General features: G+C 58.8%; 16 protein-coding genes and 1 pseudogene. 11 read left to right on the top strand and 6 right to left on the bottom strand.

Annotated features, from left to right (window positions below; translation table 11 throughout):
• Window positions 1-7: 7 nt before the first annotated feature.
• From V1289_RS06570 to V1289_RS06585, 4 genes are all read left to right on the top strand, one after another.
• Window positions 8-1,108, top strand: a complete 1,101-nt coding sequence (locus V1289_RS06570) for a dihydrolipoamide acetyltransferase family protein (RefSeq protein ID WP_334396172.1) — start codon at window positions 8-10, stop codon at window positions 1,106-1,108.
• A 145-nt stretch (window positions 1,109-1,253) separates the two neighbouring features.
• Complete coding sequence (locus V1289_RS06575) at window positions 1,254-2,645, top strand: NfeD family protein (protein WP_334407307.1); 1,392 nt, start codon at window positions 1,254-1,256, stop codon at window positions 2,643-2,645.
• Window positions 2,642-3,403 (top strand): slipin family protein, encoded by a 762-nt coding sequence (locus tag V1289_RS06580; RefSeq protein ID WP_334396173.1) that lies wholly within the window; start codon window positions 2,642-2,644, stop codon window positions 3,401-3,403. The genes V1289_RS06575 and V1289_RS06580 overlap by 4 nt, the downstream gene beginning before the upstream one ends.
• 669 nt (window positions 3,404-4,072) lie before the next feature.
• The gene (locus V1289_RS06585) at window positions 4,073-4,363 is read left to right on the top strand and encodes a hypothetical protein (protein ID WP_334396174.1); all 291 of its coding nucleotides are present in this window, start codon (window positions 4,073-4,075) and stop codon (window positions 4,361-4,363) included.
• A gap of 187 nt (window positions 4,364-4,550) precedes the next feature.
• On the opposite strand, the gene V1289_RS06590 is transcribed toward V1289_RS06585, so the two are convergent.
• On the bottom strand, window positions 4,551-5,228 hold the full coding sequence (locus V1289_RS06590; RefSeq protein WP_334396175.1) for an RES family NAD+ phosphorylase: 678 nt from the start codon (window positions 5,226-5,228) through the stop codon (window positions 4,551-4,553).
• Complete coding sequence (locus tag V1289_RS06595; protein ID WP_334396176.1) at window positions 5,225-5,662, bottom strand: MbcA/ParS/Xre antitoxin family protein; 438 nt, start codon at window positions 5,660-5,662, stop codon at window positions 5,225-5,227. The genes V1289_RS06590 and V1289_RS06595 overlap by 4 nt, the downstream gene beginning before the upstream one ends.
• Window positions 5,663-5,851: 189 nt before the next feature.
• On the opposite strand from V1289_RS06595, the gene V1289_RS06600 reads away from it, so the two are divergent.
• The 5 genes from V1289_RS06600 to V1289_RS06620 all read left to right on the top strand — a co-directional run bounded on the left by V1289_RS06600 (window position 5,852) and on the right by V1289_RS06620 (window position 8,826).
• Window positions 5,852-6,745, top strand: coding sequence for a 3'-5' exonuclease (locus V1289_RS06600; protein ID WP_334396177.1), 894 nt, complete (start codon window positions 5,852-5,854; stop codon window positions 6,743-6,745).
• A gap of 213 nt (window positions 6,746-6,958) precedes the next feature.
• Window positions 6,959-7,135: a hypothetical protein gene (locus V1289_RS06605; RefSeq protein ID WP_334396178.1), complete on the top strand. Its 177-nt coding sequence runs from the start codon at window positions 6,959-6,961 to the stop codon at window positions 7,133-7,135.
• A gap of 243 nt (window positions 7,136-7,378) precedes the next feature.
• The gene (locus tag V1289_RS06610) at window positions 7,379-7,651 is read left to right on the top strand and encodes a hypothetical protein (protein WP_334396179.1); all 273 of its coding nucleotides are present in this window, start codon (window positions 7,379-7,381) and stop codon (window positions 7,649-7,651) included.
• 422 nt (window positions 7,652-8,073) lie between these two features.
• Window positions 8,074-8,292, top strand: coding sequence for a thermonuclease family protein (locus V1289_RS06615; protein ID WP_334396180.1), 219 nt, complete (start codon window positions 8,074-8,076; stop codon window positions 8,290-8,292).
• Window positions 8,293-8,301: 9 nt separating this feature from the next.
• Window positions 8,302-8,826 (top strand): thermonuclease family protein, encoded by a 525-nt coding sequence (locus V1289_RS06620; protein WP_334407309.1) that lies wholly within the window; start codon window positions 8,302-8,304, stop codon window positions 8,824-8,826.
• A 92-nt stretch (window positions 8,827-8,918) separates the two neighbouring features.
• On the opposite strand, the pseudogene V1289_RS06625 reads toward V1289_RS06620, so the two are convergent.
• Window positions 8,919-9,125: pseudogene (locus V1289_RS06625) on the bottom strand (DUF4131 domain-containing protein); the annotation flags it as partial.
• Window positions 9,126-10,276: 1,151 nt separating this feature from the next.
• Here V1289_RS06625 and V1289_RS06630 point away from each other — a divergent pair.
• On the top strand, window positions 10,277-10,540 hold the full coding sequence (locus V1289_RS06630) for a hypothetical protein (RefSeq protein ID WP_334396182.1): 264 nt from the start codon (window positions 10,277-10,279) through the stop codon (window positions 10,538-10,540).
• A 1,052-nt stretch (window positions 10,541-11,592) separates the two neighbouring features.
• On the opposite strand, the gene V1289_RS06635 is transcribed toward V1289_RS06630, so the two are convergent.
• Both V1289_RS06635 and V1289_RS06640 read right to left on the bottom strand, forming a co-directional pair.
• Complete coding sequence (locus tag V1289_RS06635) at window positions 11,593-11,814, bottom strand: hypothetical protein (RefSeq protein WP_334396183.1); 222 nt, start codon at window positions 11,812-11,814, stop codon at window positions 11,593-11,595.
• A gap of 315 nt (window positions 11,815-12,129) precedes the next feature.
• Window positions 12,130-12,471, bottom strand: a complete 342-nt coding sequence (locus tag V1289_RS06640) for a hypothetical protein (protein ID WP_334396184.1) — start codon at window positions 12,469-12,471, stop codon at window positions 12,130-12,132.
• A 598-nt stretch (window positions 12,472-13,069) separates the two neighbouring features.
• On the opposite strand from V1289_RS06640, the gene V1289_RS06645 reads away from it, so the two are divergent.
• Entirely contained in the window at window positions 13,070-13,216 is a 147-nt protein-coding gene (locus tag V1289_RS06645) for a hypothetical protein (RefSeq protein WP_334396185.1), read from the top strand.
• 881 nt (window positions 13,217-14,097) lie between these two features.
• On the opposite strand, the gene V1289_RS06650 is transcribed toward V1289_RS06645, so the two are convergent.
• Window positions 14,098-14,481, bottom strand: a complete 384-nt coding sequence (locus V1289_RS06650; RefSeq protein ID WP_334396186.1) for an NUDIX hydrolase — start codon at window positions 14,479-14,481, stop codon at window positions 14,098-14,100.
• Between the last annotated feature and the right edge of the window lie 159 nt (window positions 14,482-14,640).

The following is a 14,640-nucleotide window of genomic DNA, read 5'->3' on the forward strand; positions in this document are numbered from 1 at the left end:
TTGTCCTATGCGCCAGTTCATGCTGCCGGATCTGGGAGAAGGTCTTGAAGAGGCGGAGATCGTCACCTGGTATGTCAACGAAGGCGATCACGTCGTCACCGATCAGCCGCTGGTTTCCGTCGAGACCGACAAGGCGGTCGTTGAAATACCGTCGCCATCGAGCGGACGCATCGCCCGCGTGTTTGGCGCCAAGGGAGACATCGTGAAGGTCGGCATGCCGCTCGTCGAATTTGCCGAAGACGCCGAACAGGACACTGGCACAATTGTCGGCGAACTCGGCAGCGGCCAACATCCACCCGCGGCAGGAATCTCCTCCGAGCGGCCGATCGGGCAGCAGTCTCAGGTGTTTCCAGCCGTGCGCGCGCTCGCGCGCAATCTCGATGTTGATCTTGAGAGCGTCGAGGCTACGGGACCCGGCGGCACCATCACACGGACCGATGTTGAACGGGCTGCGAAGAGTATGTCCCAAGCCGGCCGCGCCGAGCCCTTGCGAGGCATGCGGCGCGCGATGGCCCAACGCATGACAGCAGCCCATGCGCAAATCGTCCCCGCCACCGTAACCGACGAAGCCGACATCGACGATTGGCCGACGGGCGAGGACGTGACGATCCGCCTGGTGCGGGCCATCGCTGCCGCCTGCAAGGCAGAACCGGTTCTCAATGCCTGGTATAATTCCGGCACGGGGGAACGACGCCTCATCGCGCGCGTCGATCTCGGCATCGCCGTCGATACTGAGGGCGGCCTCATCGTTCCTGTGTTGCGCAATGTCGCAGAGCGCAACGTGTCGGACTTGCGGGCCGGTCTCGACCGCCTGCGGGCTGACTCAATCGCGCGCTCGATACCCCCTGATGAGCTGCGCGGCGCGACCATTACACTGTCGAATTTCGGAATGATCGGAGGCAGGTTTGCCAATCTGGTCATCGTGCCACCGCAGGTGGCAATCGTAGGAGCTGGGCGGATTTCCCAGCAAGCAGTCGCGCATCGCGGCCAGCCTGCGGTGAGGCGTGTGCTACCGTTGTCGCTCACCTTCGACCATCGCATCGTGACCGGCGGCGAAGCCGCTCGCTTCCTGGTCGCACTCAAGTCCGAGCTTGAGCTGATGTCGTGAACCACCTGTTTGCGCGTGCTCCCAAAAAGAGGCTTTCAGCCCAGCCATTGCATTGCACAACGGCCTACAGGAATCCCTGATCCCTATCCCTGGGCATTGAGGTTCGGGCAGCGGAACCCATATTTTCGGCATGGGAGTCCTTGCCGTGCGTACTGTAAAGGCGGCCCTCGTTGCGGCGATAGCGATCGTCGCTCTGGTTATCTCTCTCCTTCCCGGTTTAGCGGAGGGCAGTCTTGCACTGACTATTTCGATCGACGGAGCGATCGGACCAGCGACGGCCAGTTACGTGAAGGACGCCTTGGCCAAGGCAGGCGAACGACGCGCCGAGATTGTCATTCTGCGCATGAACACACCGGGCGGTCTCAACACCAGTATGCGCGAGATCGTCACGGATGTACTCGCCTCCCCCGTTCCCATCATCGGCTACGTCGCTCCCTCCGGAGCGCACGCGGCGAGCGCCGGTACCTATATTCTTTACGCGACCCATATCGCGGTCATGGCGCCGGGTACCAATATCGGTGCAGCGACCCCGGTCCAGATTGGCGGTCCGATACCAGGTCTGCCGAGTGGCGCCCCGGACAAGGAGGGCAAAGAGAAGAAGGATAACGACCGCCAGCCCGAGCCGAAGGACGCCATGACCGCGAAGGCGACGAATGATGCCGTCGCCTTCATCCGTAGCCTCGCCGAACTGCGTGGCCGCAATGCCGACTGGGCCGAGAAGGCGGTCCGTGAGGCTGCTACCCTCTCTGCCAACGGCGCGTTGCAGGCAAATGTCATCGACTTCATCGCACGCGATCCTGCCGAACTGCTCAGGCTGGTCGACGGTCGCGTAGTCGAGGTTGCAGGTGGCAAGACGCAGCGCCTGGTGACAAAGGGCTCCGTCATCGAAGCCATCGATCCCGGATCGATCTCCCGATTCCTGGCGGTCATAACCGATCCCAACGTCGCGTTTATTCTCCTGATGGTTGGCATCTACGGGCTGATCTTTGAATTCATGTCCCCCGGCACGGTCGCCCCAGGTGTCGTCGGCACGATCTGCCTGCTGCTGGGCCTCTACGCCCTCAATATGCTGCCGATCAGCTATACCGGCCTCGCCTTGATGCTGGTCGGGATCGCGCTTCTCGCCATCGAGGCCTTCAACCCGACCGTCGTGATGGGCCTCGGAGGGGTCATCGCCTTTGTGCTGGGAGCGGTCATGCTCTTCAAGGTCGAAGCGCCCGGCTACCGACTGTCGTGGTCGGTGATCGCCATCGTAACGGCGACGTTCATCGGCTTTATTCTCGTCGTGCTCGGCGCGCTTCGACGCGCTCGCAGCGGTCCAGTACGAGTCGGCGCGCAAGCCATGCGAGGCCTGTCTGCCGAGATCCTCGATTGGTCCGAGAATGAAGGTCACGTCTTTGCGCACGGCGAGCGCTGGCAAGCGCGCAGCACCGAAACCTTCAAGCCGGGCGAGGTCGTTGAAGTCGCCAACATCGTCGATCTGACGCTGATGGTGCGGCGCGCGCCCGCCCCGACCGGCAAGGGAGGTACATCATGATGCTCGATTATCTGACCTATCCAGCGATTGCGCTGCTCATCATCATATTTCTATCCCAGGCCATTCGCATCCTGCGGGAGTACGAGCGCGGCGTCGTCTTCACGCTCGGCCGATTCACTGGAGTAAAGGGACCGGGCCTCATCATCCTCATTCCAGTCGTGCAGCAAATCGCGAAGGTCGATCTCAGGGTGATGGTACAGGTCGTGCCGCCCCAGGACGTGATTTCGCGCGACAACGTCTCGGTCAAGGTCAATGCCGTTCTCTACTTTCGCATCGTCGATCCCGAGCGCGCCATCATCAAGGTTGGCGATTACATGGCCGCAACCAGCCAGCTCGCACAAACCACGCTGCGCTCGGTGCTCGGCAAGCATGAACTCGACGAGATGCTTGCGGAACGAGACAGGTTAAGCGCCGACATCCAGGAGATCCTCGACAAGCAGACCGACATCTGGGGCATCAAGGTCACCGCAATCGAGATCAAGGATATCGACCTCAACGAAACCATGGTGCGTGCGATCGCCAAGCAGGCCGAGGCGGAACGGCTGCGACGCGCCAAAGTGATCAACGCGATGGGCGAGCAGCAGGCCGCCGAAAAGCTCGTCGAGGCCGGCCGGATCCTCGCCCAGGAGCCGCAGGCGATGCATCTGCGCTATTTCGCAGCTCTGCATGACATCGCGGGCGAACGGTCCTCGACCGTGGTCTTTCCGCTGCCAACGAATCTGCTCGACCACCTCGGCCTGCGGAGCAAGTCAACGTGACTTTGGTCATTTGAAGAGCTCGCGCTGGTCGTATCGGAAGCGATCGCCATCAACGGCTTTGCCGCCCGCCGCACTACGACGACATGTGCCACTCGCGTGAACTGCAAATGGGATCAAGGCGAACGCCGCCCATCGCAACCCAATCAACCAGCCCCGGAAAAGCGGCCAAATCGAAAAAACTGACTTTTTCGACAGCATCCGCCATAAGCGGACATCATGTAGCACGAGAACCCGCCATCCGACGGGTGTTACCCGATGAGCCCTAATCATCCGTTGTGTGTACCGAAAACCCAATCCGAGTGTGATGCCGCGTTGGAATCGCATAAGCTGGCGGAACGATCGGGCTGCTCTGTTTCGTTCTGGCCGTCCTGGCCTCGCCATTCAAGTCGAAGTTGCGGCTTGAAGCTGAGAACGCGGTGCTTCGACATCAGTTGATTGTCTTGAAGCGTGGGCTGCAGGGTCGCGTCCGGCTCACCAACCATGATCGCTGGTTCTTTATCCAGCTGTATTGCTGGTTTCCATCGATCCTGCAGGTCCTGGCGATCATCCGGCCCGAGACGCTCGTGCGTTGGCACAGGGCCGGCTTTCGCTGCTACTGGCGTTGGAAGTCGCGCCCACAGGGAGGGCGACCGCAGATCGACACGGAGCTGTCGCGGATTAATCCGGCGGATGAGAGTCGAAAATCCGCTTTGGGGCGCGCCACGCATTCACGGCGAGCTGCTCAAGCTCGGATTTGAGGTCGCGCAGTCGAGCGTCGCCAAGTACATGGTCAAGCGACGCGGGCCGCCCAGCAAGGGCTGGCGAACCTTCTTGCGTAACCACGCGCCGGACATTGCCGCCATGGACTTGTTCGCCGTTCCAACTATCGGTTTCGACCTGCTCTATGCCTTCGTCATCGTCCGGCTAGACCGTAGAGACCTCGTCTGGATCAACGTCACAGCAAATCCCACGGCCGAATGAGGCGCGGGGACCGTAGGAGAAGCCGCACGCTGGGGTGGATCGATTGCGGCGATAGGGATGGCGGCGAACCCGTCCGGAGCCCATCAGGCTGGTCGAGTTTTCGCTGGCCGGACAGATGAAATGTGTGTCAGCGTGCGAGACCGGCGCACGCTGACACCTGTGACACGGTTATTCAAATCCGATAAAATCAGCCCGCGCTTATTTGTGTCACCTGAGGTTCTGGGTGGCTTTCCCATTTGTATTCGAAGTGCGCGCCTGTTCGTACATTATTGACAAGAGCGGGGCGGAAGCAAACGATACACTCGCCACCCGGATTGCGGACGCTGCGGTACCACAGGCCGTTCGATCCTCTCTCCAAAAGCGTGGCACCGAGCTGTTGGCCTGCGACGTAGCTATTCGGATCGTAACACGCATCGAACTCTGGGCTCGCTCGCACGTCATGAAATTCGGTTTCGAAATCCGCCAGGTACTGACGCATCTGAACCGTCGTTTCGAGGATGCCGCTTTCGGCGATCTCTTTGGTCCTGTGAAAAACTGTCTCCTTAATCGCAGTCTCAATTGACAGCGCCGCATACCAGGCGCCGCGGTCACTGCTCGTAAAGCGGCCACCCGTCTCGTGCGGGTGACAGTACGCTGCCATAATCGCGGTCGCATTGGCGCGTCCCAATACCCATTCCGGAGCCGGAAGAATGCTGAGCACACCAAGCTCGGCCGATATTCGATCGTTGGTCCAGCCTTCAAGCTCTGCGACCGCTTCAAAATCTTGGGGCGACGTGATGAGGTCGAGGATCCCGGTCGGCGGATAGCGGCTTGGGATCAGGCGATGCGTATGCTTCAGGCTCGCCGCACTAATCGGCGGGCTCAATTCCAGCCACCTCGCCGGGCATCAAGCAGCCGCCGGACCCGATACAGCCCATCCATCCCGCCATCCGCCGTCATCCATTCGATCGGCGGGCGCCCACCAAATAGCGGATTGGAGTTCGGCAGCCTGATCCAGCGGTCCGCGAAGTCGGGGTAGAGAATATGAAGCGCCTTGAAGATGCCGATCAGGAGCGAGATACGGGTGAGGGCATCGTAGGACAGCGTACCGACGTTACCGTTGCGATAGTTGTGATAGGTCGATTCGCTCGGCCACCCCAACAGCGCGCGACGCTCGCCGACGGAGAGCTTCCAACGGTCGGCAAGATTGAAGAAGGTGCGCATCGCAGGCCCGGACATCTTCTTGCGGACGTCGGGGTCTGATCGACGGTCCAAAGCGACCGGCTCGGCGATGGTTGGGACCTTTTCGGGGATTACCATGCTAAACTCCAAATATGGAGTATATACTCCAGATCTGGAGATAGCTCAAGCGCAGCGCCATGGATCCCATTGATTTAACAAGGAATTTAGGCTTATGGTCCTACACTATGATTAATTACCCAAACATTCGACCCGTGCGAGCATAGCATTGCCGTCCCCTCTCGCGCCAAAATTCGCCCGAGCACGCGAATGACGACTATCGACCAAGACCTCGCGGCCATGGCCCAAACGCTCGAAGAGTCAGGAGAATATCGCGTTCTACGACGATTAGCCTTTCGGCAGCGGTTTTCGACACCGACGGGGCTCACCAAAGTCGGAATTTTACTCGACGTCGAGACCACCGGCCTGGATACCGCCTCTGACGAGGTAGTCGAGCTCGGTATGGTCAAGTTCTCCTATCATCCAGACGGCACGGTCGCAGCCGTCCTTGATAGGTTTAGCTCTCTCAACGAGCCTATCAAAACGATTCCCGAAGAAGCCATCAAGCTGCACGGCATCACCAACGAAATGGCCGCCGGCCACAAAATCGATGGCGATTCCGTCACCGCTTTTGCTTCCGACGCCGCGATCATTATCGCCCACAACGCGGCCTTTGACCGCAAATTTGCCGAAAGATATTGGCCGATTTTTGCGACCAAGCCTTGGGCCTGCTCGGTGAGCCAAATTGAATGGCGCGCCCACGGATTTGAAGGATCAAGGCTGGGCTATTTACTCAACGGCATCGGGTTGTTTCACAGGTCACACCGGGCCGTCGACGACTGCCATGCGCTGTTGGAAATTCTGGCGCACACCATCTCAGGGGTCGATCGAACCGCGTTGTCGTTGCTGCTTGAGAACGCCCGCCGAAAAACCATTCGGATCTGGGCGGAACAAGCCCCGTTCGATCTCAAAGACGAACTCAAAAAGCGCGGCGACCGCTGGAGCCCTGGCGATGAGGGTCGTCCGAAGGCTTGGTATATCGACGTCGATGAAGCCGACCGAGACGACGAGATCGCCTATTTGAGGCAATCGATTTATCTTCGGGACGTTGAGTTGTTCGCGCAGACGCTGTCGGCGCTTGATCGATTTTCGGTGCGAATTTAGTGGGTTTCACCTGCTCTCGGTTTTACCTGCGCTTAGAGATCGATCTGAAATCATAAACCATCAGCGCCGGTCAGCTTTGATTTACCAGTCCCCTTAAGCTTTCACGGCCGAGCCCGTGACATGGTGCCTGCCAGATCGAGGACAAACCTCGACAGGGAAAGCGTCAGGGTCAGGCTGCAAAAGTGGCCTGACCCGCCATCTCCGGGGAACGCAATGCGTGCGAAGACAACGCCACAAAAGGCGAAACGCAGGATATCAAATGCGAGCCCGATGCCAGCCTATGCAGCATCGATAGTGTCGGTGGCTAAGCAAAACCTGATCAATATGATCGCAGTTACTGCCGTCTCGGGCGCGGTGCTGCTCGCCCTTCTGGCCGCCAGGCATTTTTAGGCCGGGCGTGTTGCAACCAAGTTGAGATGTCCCTTGTTCTGCAAAGTTAAGATGTCACTCGGCAGCTTCTGACGTAGCCGGGGCCGTCGCTGCGTAGACGCCGGTATCGCAGCTGCGGCGGCCCCGGCGGACGGGGCGTCTGGCTGGTTTTTTTCGCTGAACGAGACGATCAACGCGGTCCTTCATCAGGCCGGCTTTCTGATTTGACCGCCTGGGACCGGCTAAGTTGTCACGATAATGGGGGTGCTCGTCCTGCTGCTGCTTGATCCAGGCCAGCACTTCGCCGAGACGCTTGTTCTCGACGATGGCCGCGTGACTGACGCGCTGCAAATGGTCGAAGACGGAGTAGGACAAGGGCAGTCCCCTCCAGCCGATCTCCAGCCGGCCATCGGGAAAGTCATAGCTGTCGACTACCTTGCCGGCCAGTGTCGCCCATCCTATTGCAGCATGAAGCTGTCATTGAGAAAAATCGTGTTCAATTTCCTCGTCGGCATGGCCGAGCGGCGAGCGACCTAGCCCATTTACTGCTGGCAACTGAGCGCACCTGGCAGAGGGCAAGATCCCGGCCCCCCGAGCAAGCAACGGCATTCCTTCTTATTGACACGAAAAGCCTCGCAACAGAACAGGATGTCATGAGTGCGGACGACGAACGTCGATGCCCCAAACCTGTCAGGTGTCCAAACTCGTGAGCCCATAGGAGATGGTCAGGGTACTTTGAGAGCGTGTCGCGATGTTCGCTGGGGTGAACAACAATTATCGAACGAAAATCAATTGGAAATGAACATCCGTCAGAAACCTAGCCGAACGCAAGAATGCCTGGCTGGCGACGCAGTGGTGATCGCACCCGTCTCCCTGGAAATTCCCTGCTAACAGAGAATTTTACAGGGAATTTCGAGATTTCAGCCACCCATAGGCAACTATCGTAGTACGAAACCGCTGTGCTGCAGTCACTTCTGGAACAATTCCCTAAAACGATGGATCGCCCTTGTCGCAATGCTGCTTTAATGGCTTCCCCGGCTTTTGCGGCGGAGATCACTGGCATCCCTCGCATTGTTGACGGCGATACCGTTGAGATCGGTCATGTGAAGATTCGCCTGTCCGGAATAGATGCGCCGGAGACCGATCAGATTTGCCTCGACGCGAAAGGAGAAAAATAGGCCTGCGGCATCGCGGCCCGCGACGAATTAATCATGCATTCCAACGGGCAGGCTTGGGAATGCACAACGACCGGCACCGACCAATACGGTAGATCGCTCGCCAGTTGCTTCATCGAGGGCGAGGACGTGAGCAAGTGGATGGTGCGATCAGGTTGGGCATTGTCGTTCGTCCGGTATTCCCACGCTTACGATACCGACGAGATCGCGGCGAGATGGAACCGTGCGGGCCTGTGGTCCGGATCGTTCATCGCGCTGGGGGATTGGCGGCACCGGAATAAAACGACCATCATACTCGGCGCTGCGTCGGTACCGGTGAACGCTCAGACTATTCTTCTCGGTGCGGTTTCGGCGTCCGACGCGCCGTCACCCGAATGCGTGATCAAAGGCAACGTCAACCGCAAGGGCGAGCGCATCTATCACGTGCCGGGTCAACTGAACTATGCACAGATCAACATGGCAAAGGGTCTTGGCGAGCGGTGGTTCTGCACTGAGGTCGAGGCCGAGGCCGCAGGATGGCGCAAGGCCACTCGCTGACAGACTGAATCATCTCAGAGGGGCCATGAGTCTTCGCCGCTCGTTTGCTTTCTGCCACCCAAAGGCGATGCCGGTGATCCTGACCAGGGATGAAGAACGCGACGTTTGCGCGCGTCGATCGCGTCGCGCAAGCCCTGCATGAAGGCGGCGTAGCCGAGCAAAAGGCAGCCGCTGGCCGGCGGCTCCTTCGCCTTGATGGCCCCCATCACAAAGCCGGAGGCGCCGATGCCCTGAAAATACAGGTCGCGGCCGAAATCGTAACTGCCGGGCCGTAAGGGTGCGAGCGGCGGCTGCAGCCGCAAGTATCTTAGTTAAGACATTGATGTATTTATTATATTTACAATAGTTCCGATGTATCCACAAACCAACCCACAAACAGAGGACGCAAGAAACCGATTCCGAAAGCTTTAATAAATTCGGACCAGCCTCCCTGAGCGACAGGAGGTGTACCATGCGTGATCATGACTTCGTGTCCGACGGTTTCCTCGCGCTAATCGTGGCCGCCCTTGTGCTGTTGTGCTCAAGCTGGCTCGTTCTCGCATTTAGCTAGCCTAGCCCGGCGTCCTCACCTCTCCTCGTCCGGATGCACCTAGCGTTCAGTCCGCATGTAGGGACTTCGCTCCGAGACGAGCTTTAGGTCAGGGTCGGCCTTCATCTCTTGGACGGAATGCATGCGGGGCATGCTTTCCGGGTTGCCCCAGAACGTCCAGGCGACAACGCCGACGACGAGCATTCCACCACTTATAACCAAAAGGTCACGCTTCATCGCGCCCTCCCAATTGGTTTTCCAGATGCACGAATGAGGCCAACTACTCATGGTAGAAGTAAGGCTCTGCCAAGTTAGCAAGTCGTCTGGCGTCAAAGGAAACGGCCCCAGCGCTGGGGGTGAGCTGAGGCCGTCTTGGAATTGTGCCGTGGGGCGATAACGGCACGATTGTGATATGGGTTCGCGAATCCGCTGCTGCCATTAAAATCCGCGTGAGACTGGCCTGTTTTGAAACGGCGAGTCCGCAAAAGAAACGGCCCCAGCATGGGGGCAACGCTGGGTTCGGCGTCGCCCCCTTTGGATTGGTCAAGCTGGCCGAACGTCTCTTCCCCGTGGTTGGAACTTATCGAGGGGCGGGAAGTCGAGTCGTGGCTTTCGGCCGGAATGCCCCCCATAGCCTCGGCCGGAAGAAAACCTGTCCAGCAGGTTGGCGGCCCCAGGGCGCGGGGACCGTAATCCACCTGTCACAAATCGTTGCTAGCCCCGCACTGTTATGGCGGCCGGAAACCCGTCGTAACGAACTACCCGCCCGGCAGCAGTTCTGCGGGCGGGAATTTTTTATGCCCCTTGCTTCAGGGCGAGACGACCCTGTGCACAGCGGGGGTAAAAGTGAATCGGTCCCCCCATTGGGCACCCGGAACCGTGGCATCGTGAGGGCTTCCCGATTCGGAGGCGGACCGTCTCATGCAGCACATCTGGCACATCAAGGTCCGCAAAGTCGGCCAGGCTGACTGCGAGATCGCAGATATCAGGCTGGATCAACGTCGCGCGCCGGTGCAAGGCGAAGCGATCGCCGCAGTCGTGAACCGCGAAAAGGTCCACGTAAAAATTGTCTCGTTCAACACGTCTCAACCCGGGTCGACGGCGACCCACACCATTCTTGCGGACGAGTTGGATGACGGCAACCCGCCCGGTCACCGCGAAGCTACGGAAAAGGATTTTGAGTAGTGACGAGCCGGCGCCCAATTTTGCTGGCCATAAACGATCGCCTGCGCGTTTGGTGGGATGGAGCATACATTCCGCCTGACAACCGCGGAAACAGCGGCCTCGTGATTCTCCAAGGCCATTATGAGCAGCATTGGACCTCGCGCGCGTCGCACGTCGCCTTGGGGTATTTCAAACGCATCATCAGTGGATCATCGGCGTGGCCCCCTATAGGGGCCGTAACCACGTAACCAACCGCGGGGTCACATGATGCTGCGCTTGTTCGCATTCCTGGCGTTTTTTATTTCTGCACACACTGCCGGCGCGCAAGATCAGCGGCCAGCACAAGATCCACAGCCACCTTTTGTCGGCGGAGCCGCAATACCGCCGACAGACCTACCGTCCGGGATTGGCAACTACTGCATCTATGAGAGCCTCATCTACTCCATTGGCTCGCCTATCTGCATTGGCAAAACAAGTTACGTGTGCGCTCCGACAACAAACGGTACAGGCTTCAATCAGCGGGGATATTGGACGCCTAGACCAGCTGAACCCAACCTTCTCGTTGCGCCCTCCTGCCAATAGTTCGCCTCTCATGAATGTTGCACCGTCCAGTTGTCGCCGTATTGGCGGACGAGGCCCTTCGAGAGCAACGCAAAAGCAGCCGCGCGCCAGCTCATTGAAATCGCCAGTTCGATCGAGCCGATCTAGGACGGGTCAGTACCAGAACTTTGACCGCCCATCTGTTGCCTTTTTTTGGGTACTTAAGAGGAGGAACATGACGGTCTTAGCATTCTCCCCGTAACCTAGCGGCCACCGCAGGAGGCGGCTGTAATGACGGATCGATCCCACGAGATCCCGCAGGACGACCTCCGTAGCCTTGTCCGCATGGTCTCAGCTTGCACATTAGGCCTCTGGGCATTTGCAGCAGGTTTGCTGATCGGCGTCTTTCTGTTTTCGTGATCGAAGGCGCCCTGCCCCGGTGCTGCCGCACCGCGAACGGCCTCGCCGCTTCAGCCCCAGCGGCTTGGATATCGAGTGGCGCCTGAACGCGCGCTGGATTGAATGCCCCTGCGTCACGCGGCAGTAGAGACTTTCAAATCTATTGTGGCTGCCAGTGTGAGTTTGATCGGGTCGCGTTCACCAGAAGCTACACAAGCTAGGAGGCTTTTTGCAATCTCCGTTCGATTGTAAGGTGTCCGCATAGCCACCGGCAGCGACTCAAGCACTTGATCCAAGATGTGCCCCAAAAGCGAGAGTTCTTCCGGATAGTAGACGATGCTTTGCTCCCGCAACATTGACGCCGCTCCCCTGCTAGCGATTCTCGTCGCGCTTGAAAAACTGTCGAACCGTTTTGTTTTTGTGACGGCAGAAAAATGTCCGCCGGCCGTCGCCTATCGGTCGATTTGACGGCTATAGCCAAGGAGGAGCAACGGAGCCTCACTCAACTGGACGGGGCGAAGAGACGGCCCGGCGCGCGGTGAGTGGTGAACGACACGCGTCGGGCCTGACCATCCCCTTGGCCCGCTAGGCATGGCCAAGATCGAACGTAGATGCGATTCGTGGCGGAAAACCGCCTGTGCAGCGGAATACGCAGGCGGTTCATTTAACGCTCAGGTGCCGGCGAGCCGCGTCCCGCAATTGGCGAGAATGAAGTTTTGAGCCAGCGCTTGGGTGACTACGAGGATTGCCAAGCCCTCATGGCAGCTTTTGTGCGATAATGCGCACGATCCAACATGATTCTCGGCAACCCACGGAGACCACGATGGGCAACGATGAGAAGCGGTCGGGCGAAGACAGGCGAGCGAAGAAAGAACGACGGTCTGGAACAGACACCCGATCGGCAGAGGAAAAACAATTAACTGGCGAACGTCGATCCGGACTCGATAGGCGATCGGGTCAAGATAGAAGAGATGAAGCGGACTCTCGAAAATGACGATGAGGGCGCTGGTCATCCTTGCCGCGGTCTGCTTCTCGGCGACCGCATTCGCTCAAAGCCCATCGCCCCCCAAAAGCGGCAAGAAGCCGCTGCTCGCTCAGACAAAGCCGAAAGAGCCAATGGGCTGCAAGCTCGTCGGGACGGTTAAAGGGACCAAGCTTTGGGCCGGAGACTGCATGGACGCGGCGGCACTTAGAGACGCCGCGTCCACAGCCGAAACCACCCCGCCCACCGGTCAAAAACAGTAAGCTTGCGCAGCCTTCACGGGCAGCTTTTGCCCGTCCACACTTGCTCGCCACCAAGAGTTGCGGTTGTATAGGTCGTCCTGATCTGGGAGATCAGCAAATGCGTATCCTGATGATCATCGCGCTCAGTGCTACACTGGCTGGTTGCACGGGAGATCGCGTTAGGCAGGCGCAGTCCCCTGGCACGGCACCGTTACTGATCCTTACTACATGAAAGCGCGGCTTGGCTGACAACGGCTGGCAGCGCGAATTTGAGGAATCCAATACTGCTGCCCGACGGGCACGCTGCGGGACGCCGGTGACTACATCGCCAGCTTGCCGAAAAGGGAATCGGCTCTCCCCGAATGGCAAGCCGCAATCGAGACGTTGATGCTGGCGGTCGAGCGCGACGGCCCGGCGATGTTCGCGCGGGTTGGCGTCATGCGGGCATTGAACCGTCACCATGTTCGCGAGTTCAATACTTCACGGAAGGATCCCCACTGGGGACGCCGGAAGCTGAAAAGAGACCAGCAATGACGGTCTGAATTTACGTCGACACTGGCAAGCAGGTGGGCGACCGCAATCATCTCAAGGTCTTTGCGAGCGATGCCGCCGCGGAAACGTGGCTGCAGGAAAACGACCCGGAAGGCGTAGCGTTCGAATATGAGGTTCTGGAATGAATCGTATCGGCCGCCGCACAGTCTTCGCCATGCTACTGATCGCTGCGCTGGCGATAATGTGGAATTTGTTCGGCGGATAAAAACAATCGCTCCCTGCAATCGCCCTCAACGTGCCCGAATCATGGTCGCACTTGCGACGGGTCGGAGGCCGTGCTGCTGCTGACAAATGCCTCTGGCTGCCGCTCCATCGCGATTAGCCCCCAGCCCAGCGGTGGAGCGGTATTCTGTCGCGATCATCTGGGAACGTGCTGGAAAATGAAGCTCCTACTGGGGGCGAGTTCGGACGCCGTGCTAGCCTGCGCGGAGCCGTCGGTGCATGCGGCCATCGCAGCGCCAATACCCGATTAGCTAGGGCTGAAGATTATATAGAGCAGGATCACGGCCACGACGGCTGTCCAGCCGATTGACGTCGCGAGAGTCCGTACTTGCGTCGGCATCGGACGGCCCCTCCCGCAAATAAAACAAAACGAAGAGACCGCTGGCGCTGGACAGCGGCCTCTTGAACCCGGCCTCAAAAATGGCTTCGAGATGAAATCCCTTGCCCCAAGTCCGCCATTATCAAACTCCGCATTCGCCACCCTGTGAAGTCAAAAGGGGCTCGAAGATCAATGGAACAATTGTGACGTTGCGAGAGCGACACACCTAGAGCGTTCGCCGCGCCTTGACCAATCCCTTGTTCGCCGAAGCACAAAAAGCCGGCCCCAGCTGGGGCTGAAGGCTGGGGCCGCGCAAAGATGCCTAATTTGATTTTGGGAAGAGTTTATCCCTGATGTAGCGCGACGTTGGCGTCAGACGAATGCCGCGCGGCCTGCGCCAGATTGCCCTATCGATTTCTTTTTTGTCGCCGATTGTCAGGCGACCGGACGCTTTTGCTGCGACGAAAATCGCGTCGCTCATTTTCCGGCCCGAACGGCGGTTCCTGGCTCTAACATCTTTCCAAAGCCTGAGACGTCCAAGCTTGAGTTTCGGAAGCTCTTCTTTGATCTCCCTGCGCAGGCAATCCTTATCGCTTTCTCGCGCGCGCTTGCGGCCTCCGGGAAACATCCAAAGTCCATCGCGCTTTCGTCTTACGAGCAACACCCGTCCGCGTTTCGCAGCCACCAGTTTCGAAGATTTCGCCATTCCCTATAAACACCATTCAAACCAACTGCCCCCTTTCTAGTCCAAAATCCTGTCGAAAATTATAACCTGCGCGCACATTGCCCACGCTCCCCAGCAAGCGGCCCGACGTGCGGGCGCGAGTTTCGAACGGTTCGCGGTTGATGTTCGCGCGCAATGGTG

This window comes from Bradyrhizobium sp. AZCC 2289 (assembly GCF_036924615.1).
Taxonomy (GTDB): domain Bacteria; phylum Pseudomonadota; class Alphaproteobacteria; order Rhizobiales; family Xanthobacteraceae; genus Bradyrhizobium.

What these genes read in the sequence shown, in the direction of transcription:
- V1289_RS06570 (WP_334396172.1), top strand. Translation starts at nt 8, where the DNA reads ATGCGCCAGTTCATGCTGCCGGATCTGGGAGAAGGTCTTGAAGAGGCG.
- V1289_RS06580 (WP_334396173.1), top strand. Translation starts at nt 2,642, where the DNA reads ATGATGCTCGATTATCTGACCTATCCAGCGATTGCGCTGCTCATCATC.
- V1289_RS06585 (WP_334396174.1), top strand. Translation starts at nt 4,073, where the DNA reads ATGAGAGTCGAAAATCCGCTTTGGGGCGCGCCACGCATTCACGGCGAG.
- V1289_RS06595 (WP_334396176.1), bottom strand. Translation starts at nt 5,662, where the DNA reads ATGGTAATCCCCGAAAAGGTCCCAACCATCGCCGAGCCGGTCGCTTTG.
- V1289_RS06600 (WP_334396177.1), top strand. Translation starts at nt 5,852, where the DNA reads ATGACGACTATCGACCAAGACCTCGCGGCCATGGCCCAAACGCTCGAA.
- V1289_RS06605 (WP_334396178.1), top strand. Translation starts at nt 6,959, where the DNA reads ATGCGTGCGAAGACAACGCCACAAAAGGCGAAACGCAGGATATCAAAT.
- V1289_RS06630 (WP_334396182.1), top strand. Translation starts at nt 10,277, where the DNA reads ATGCAGCACATCTGGCACATCAAGGTCCGCAAAGTCGGCCAGGCTGAC.
- V1289_RS06635 (WP_334396183.1), bottom strand. Translation starts at nt 11,814, where the DNA reads ATGTTGCGGGAGCAAAGCATCGTCTACTATCCGGAAGAACTCTCGCTT.
- V1289_RS06640 (WP_334396184.1), bottom strand. Translation starts at nt 12,471, where the DNA reads ATGACCAGCGCCCTCATCGTCATTTTCGAGAGTCCGCTTCATCTCTTC.
- V1289_RS06645 (WP_334396185.1), top strand. Translation starts at nt 13,070, where the DNA reads ATGCTGGCGGTCGAGCGCGACGGCCCGGCGATGTTCGCGCGGGTTGGC.
- V1289_RS06650 (WP_334396186.1), bottom strand. Translation starts at nt 14,481, where the DNA reads ATGGCGAAATCTTCGAAACTGGTGGCTGCGAAACGCGGACGGGTGTTG.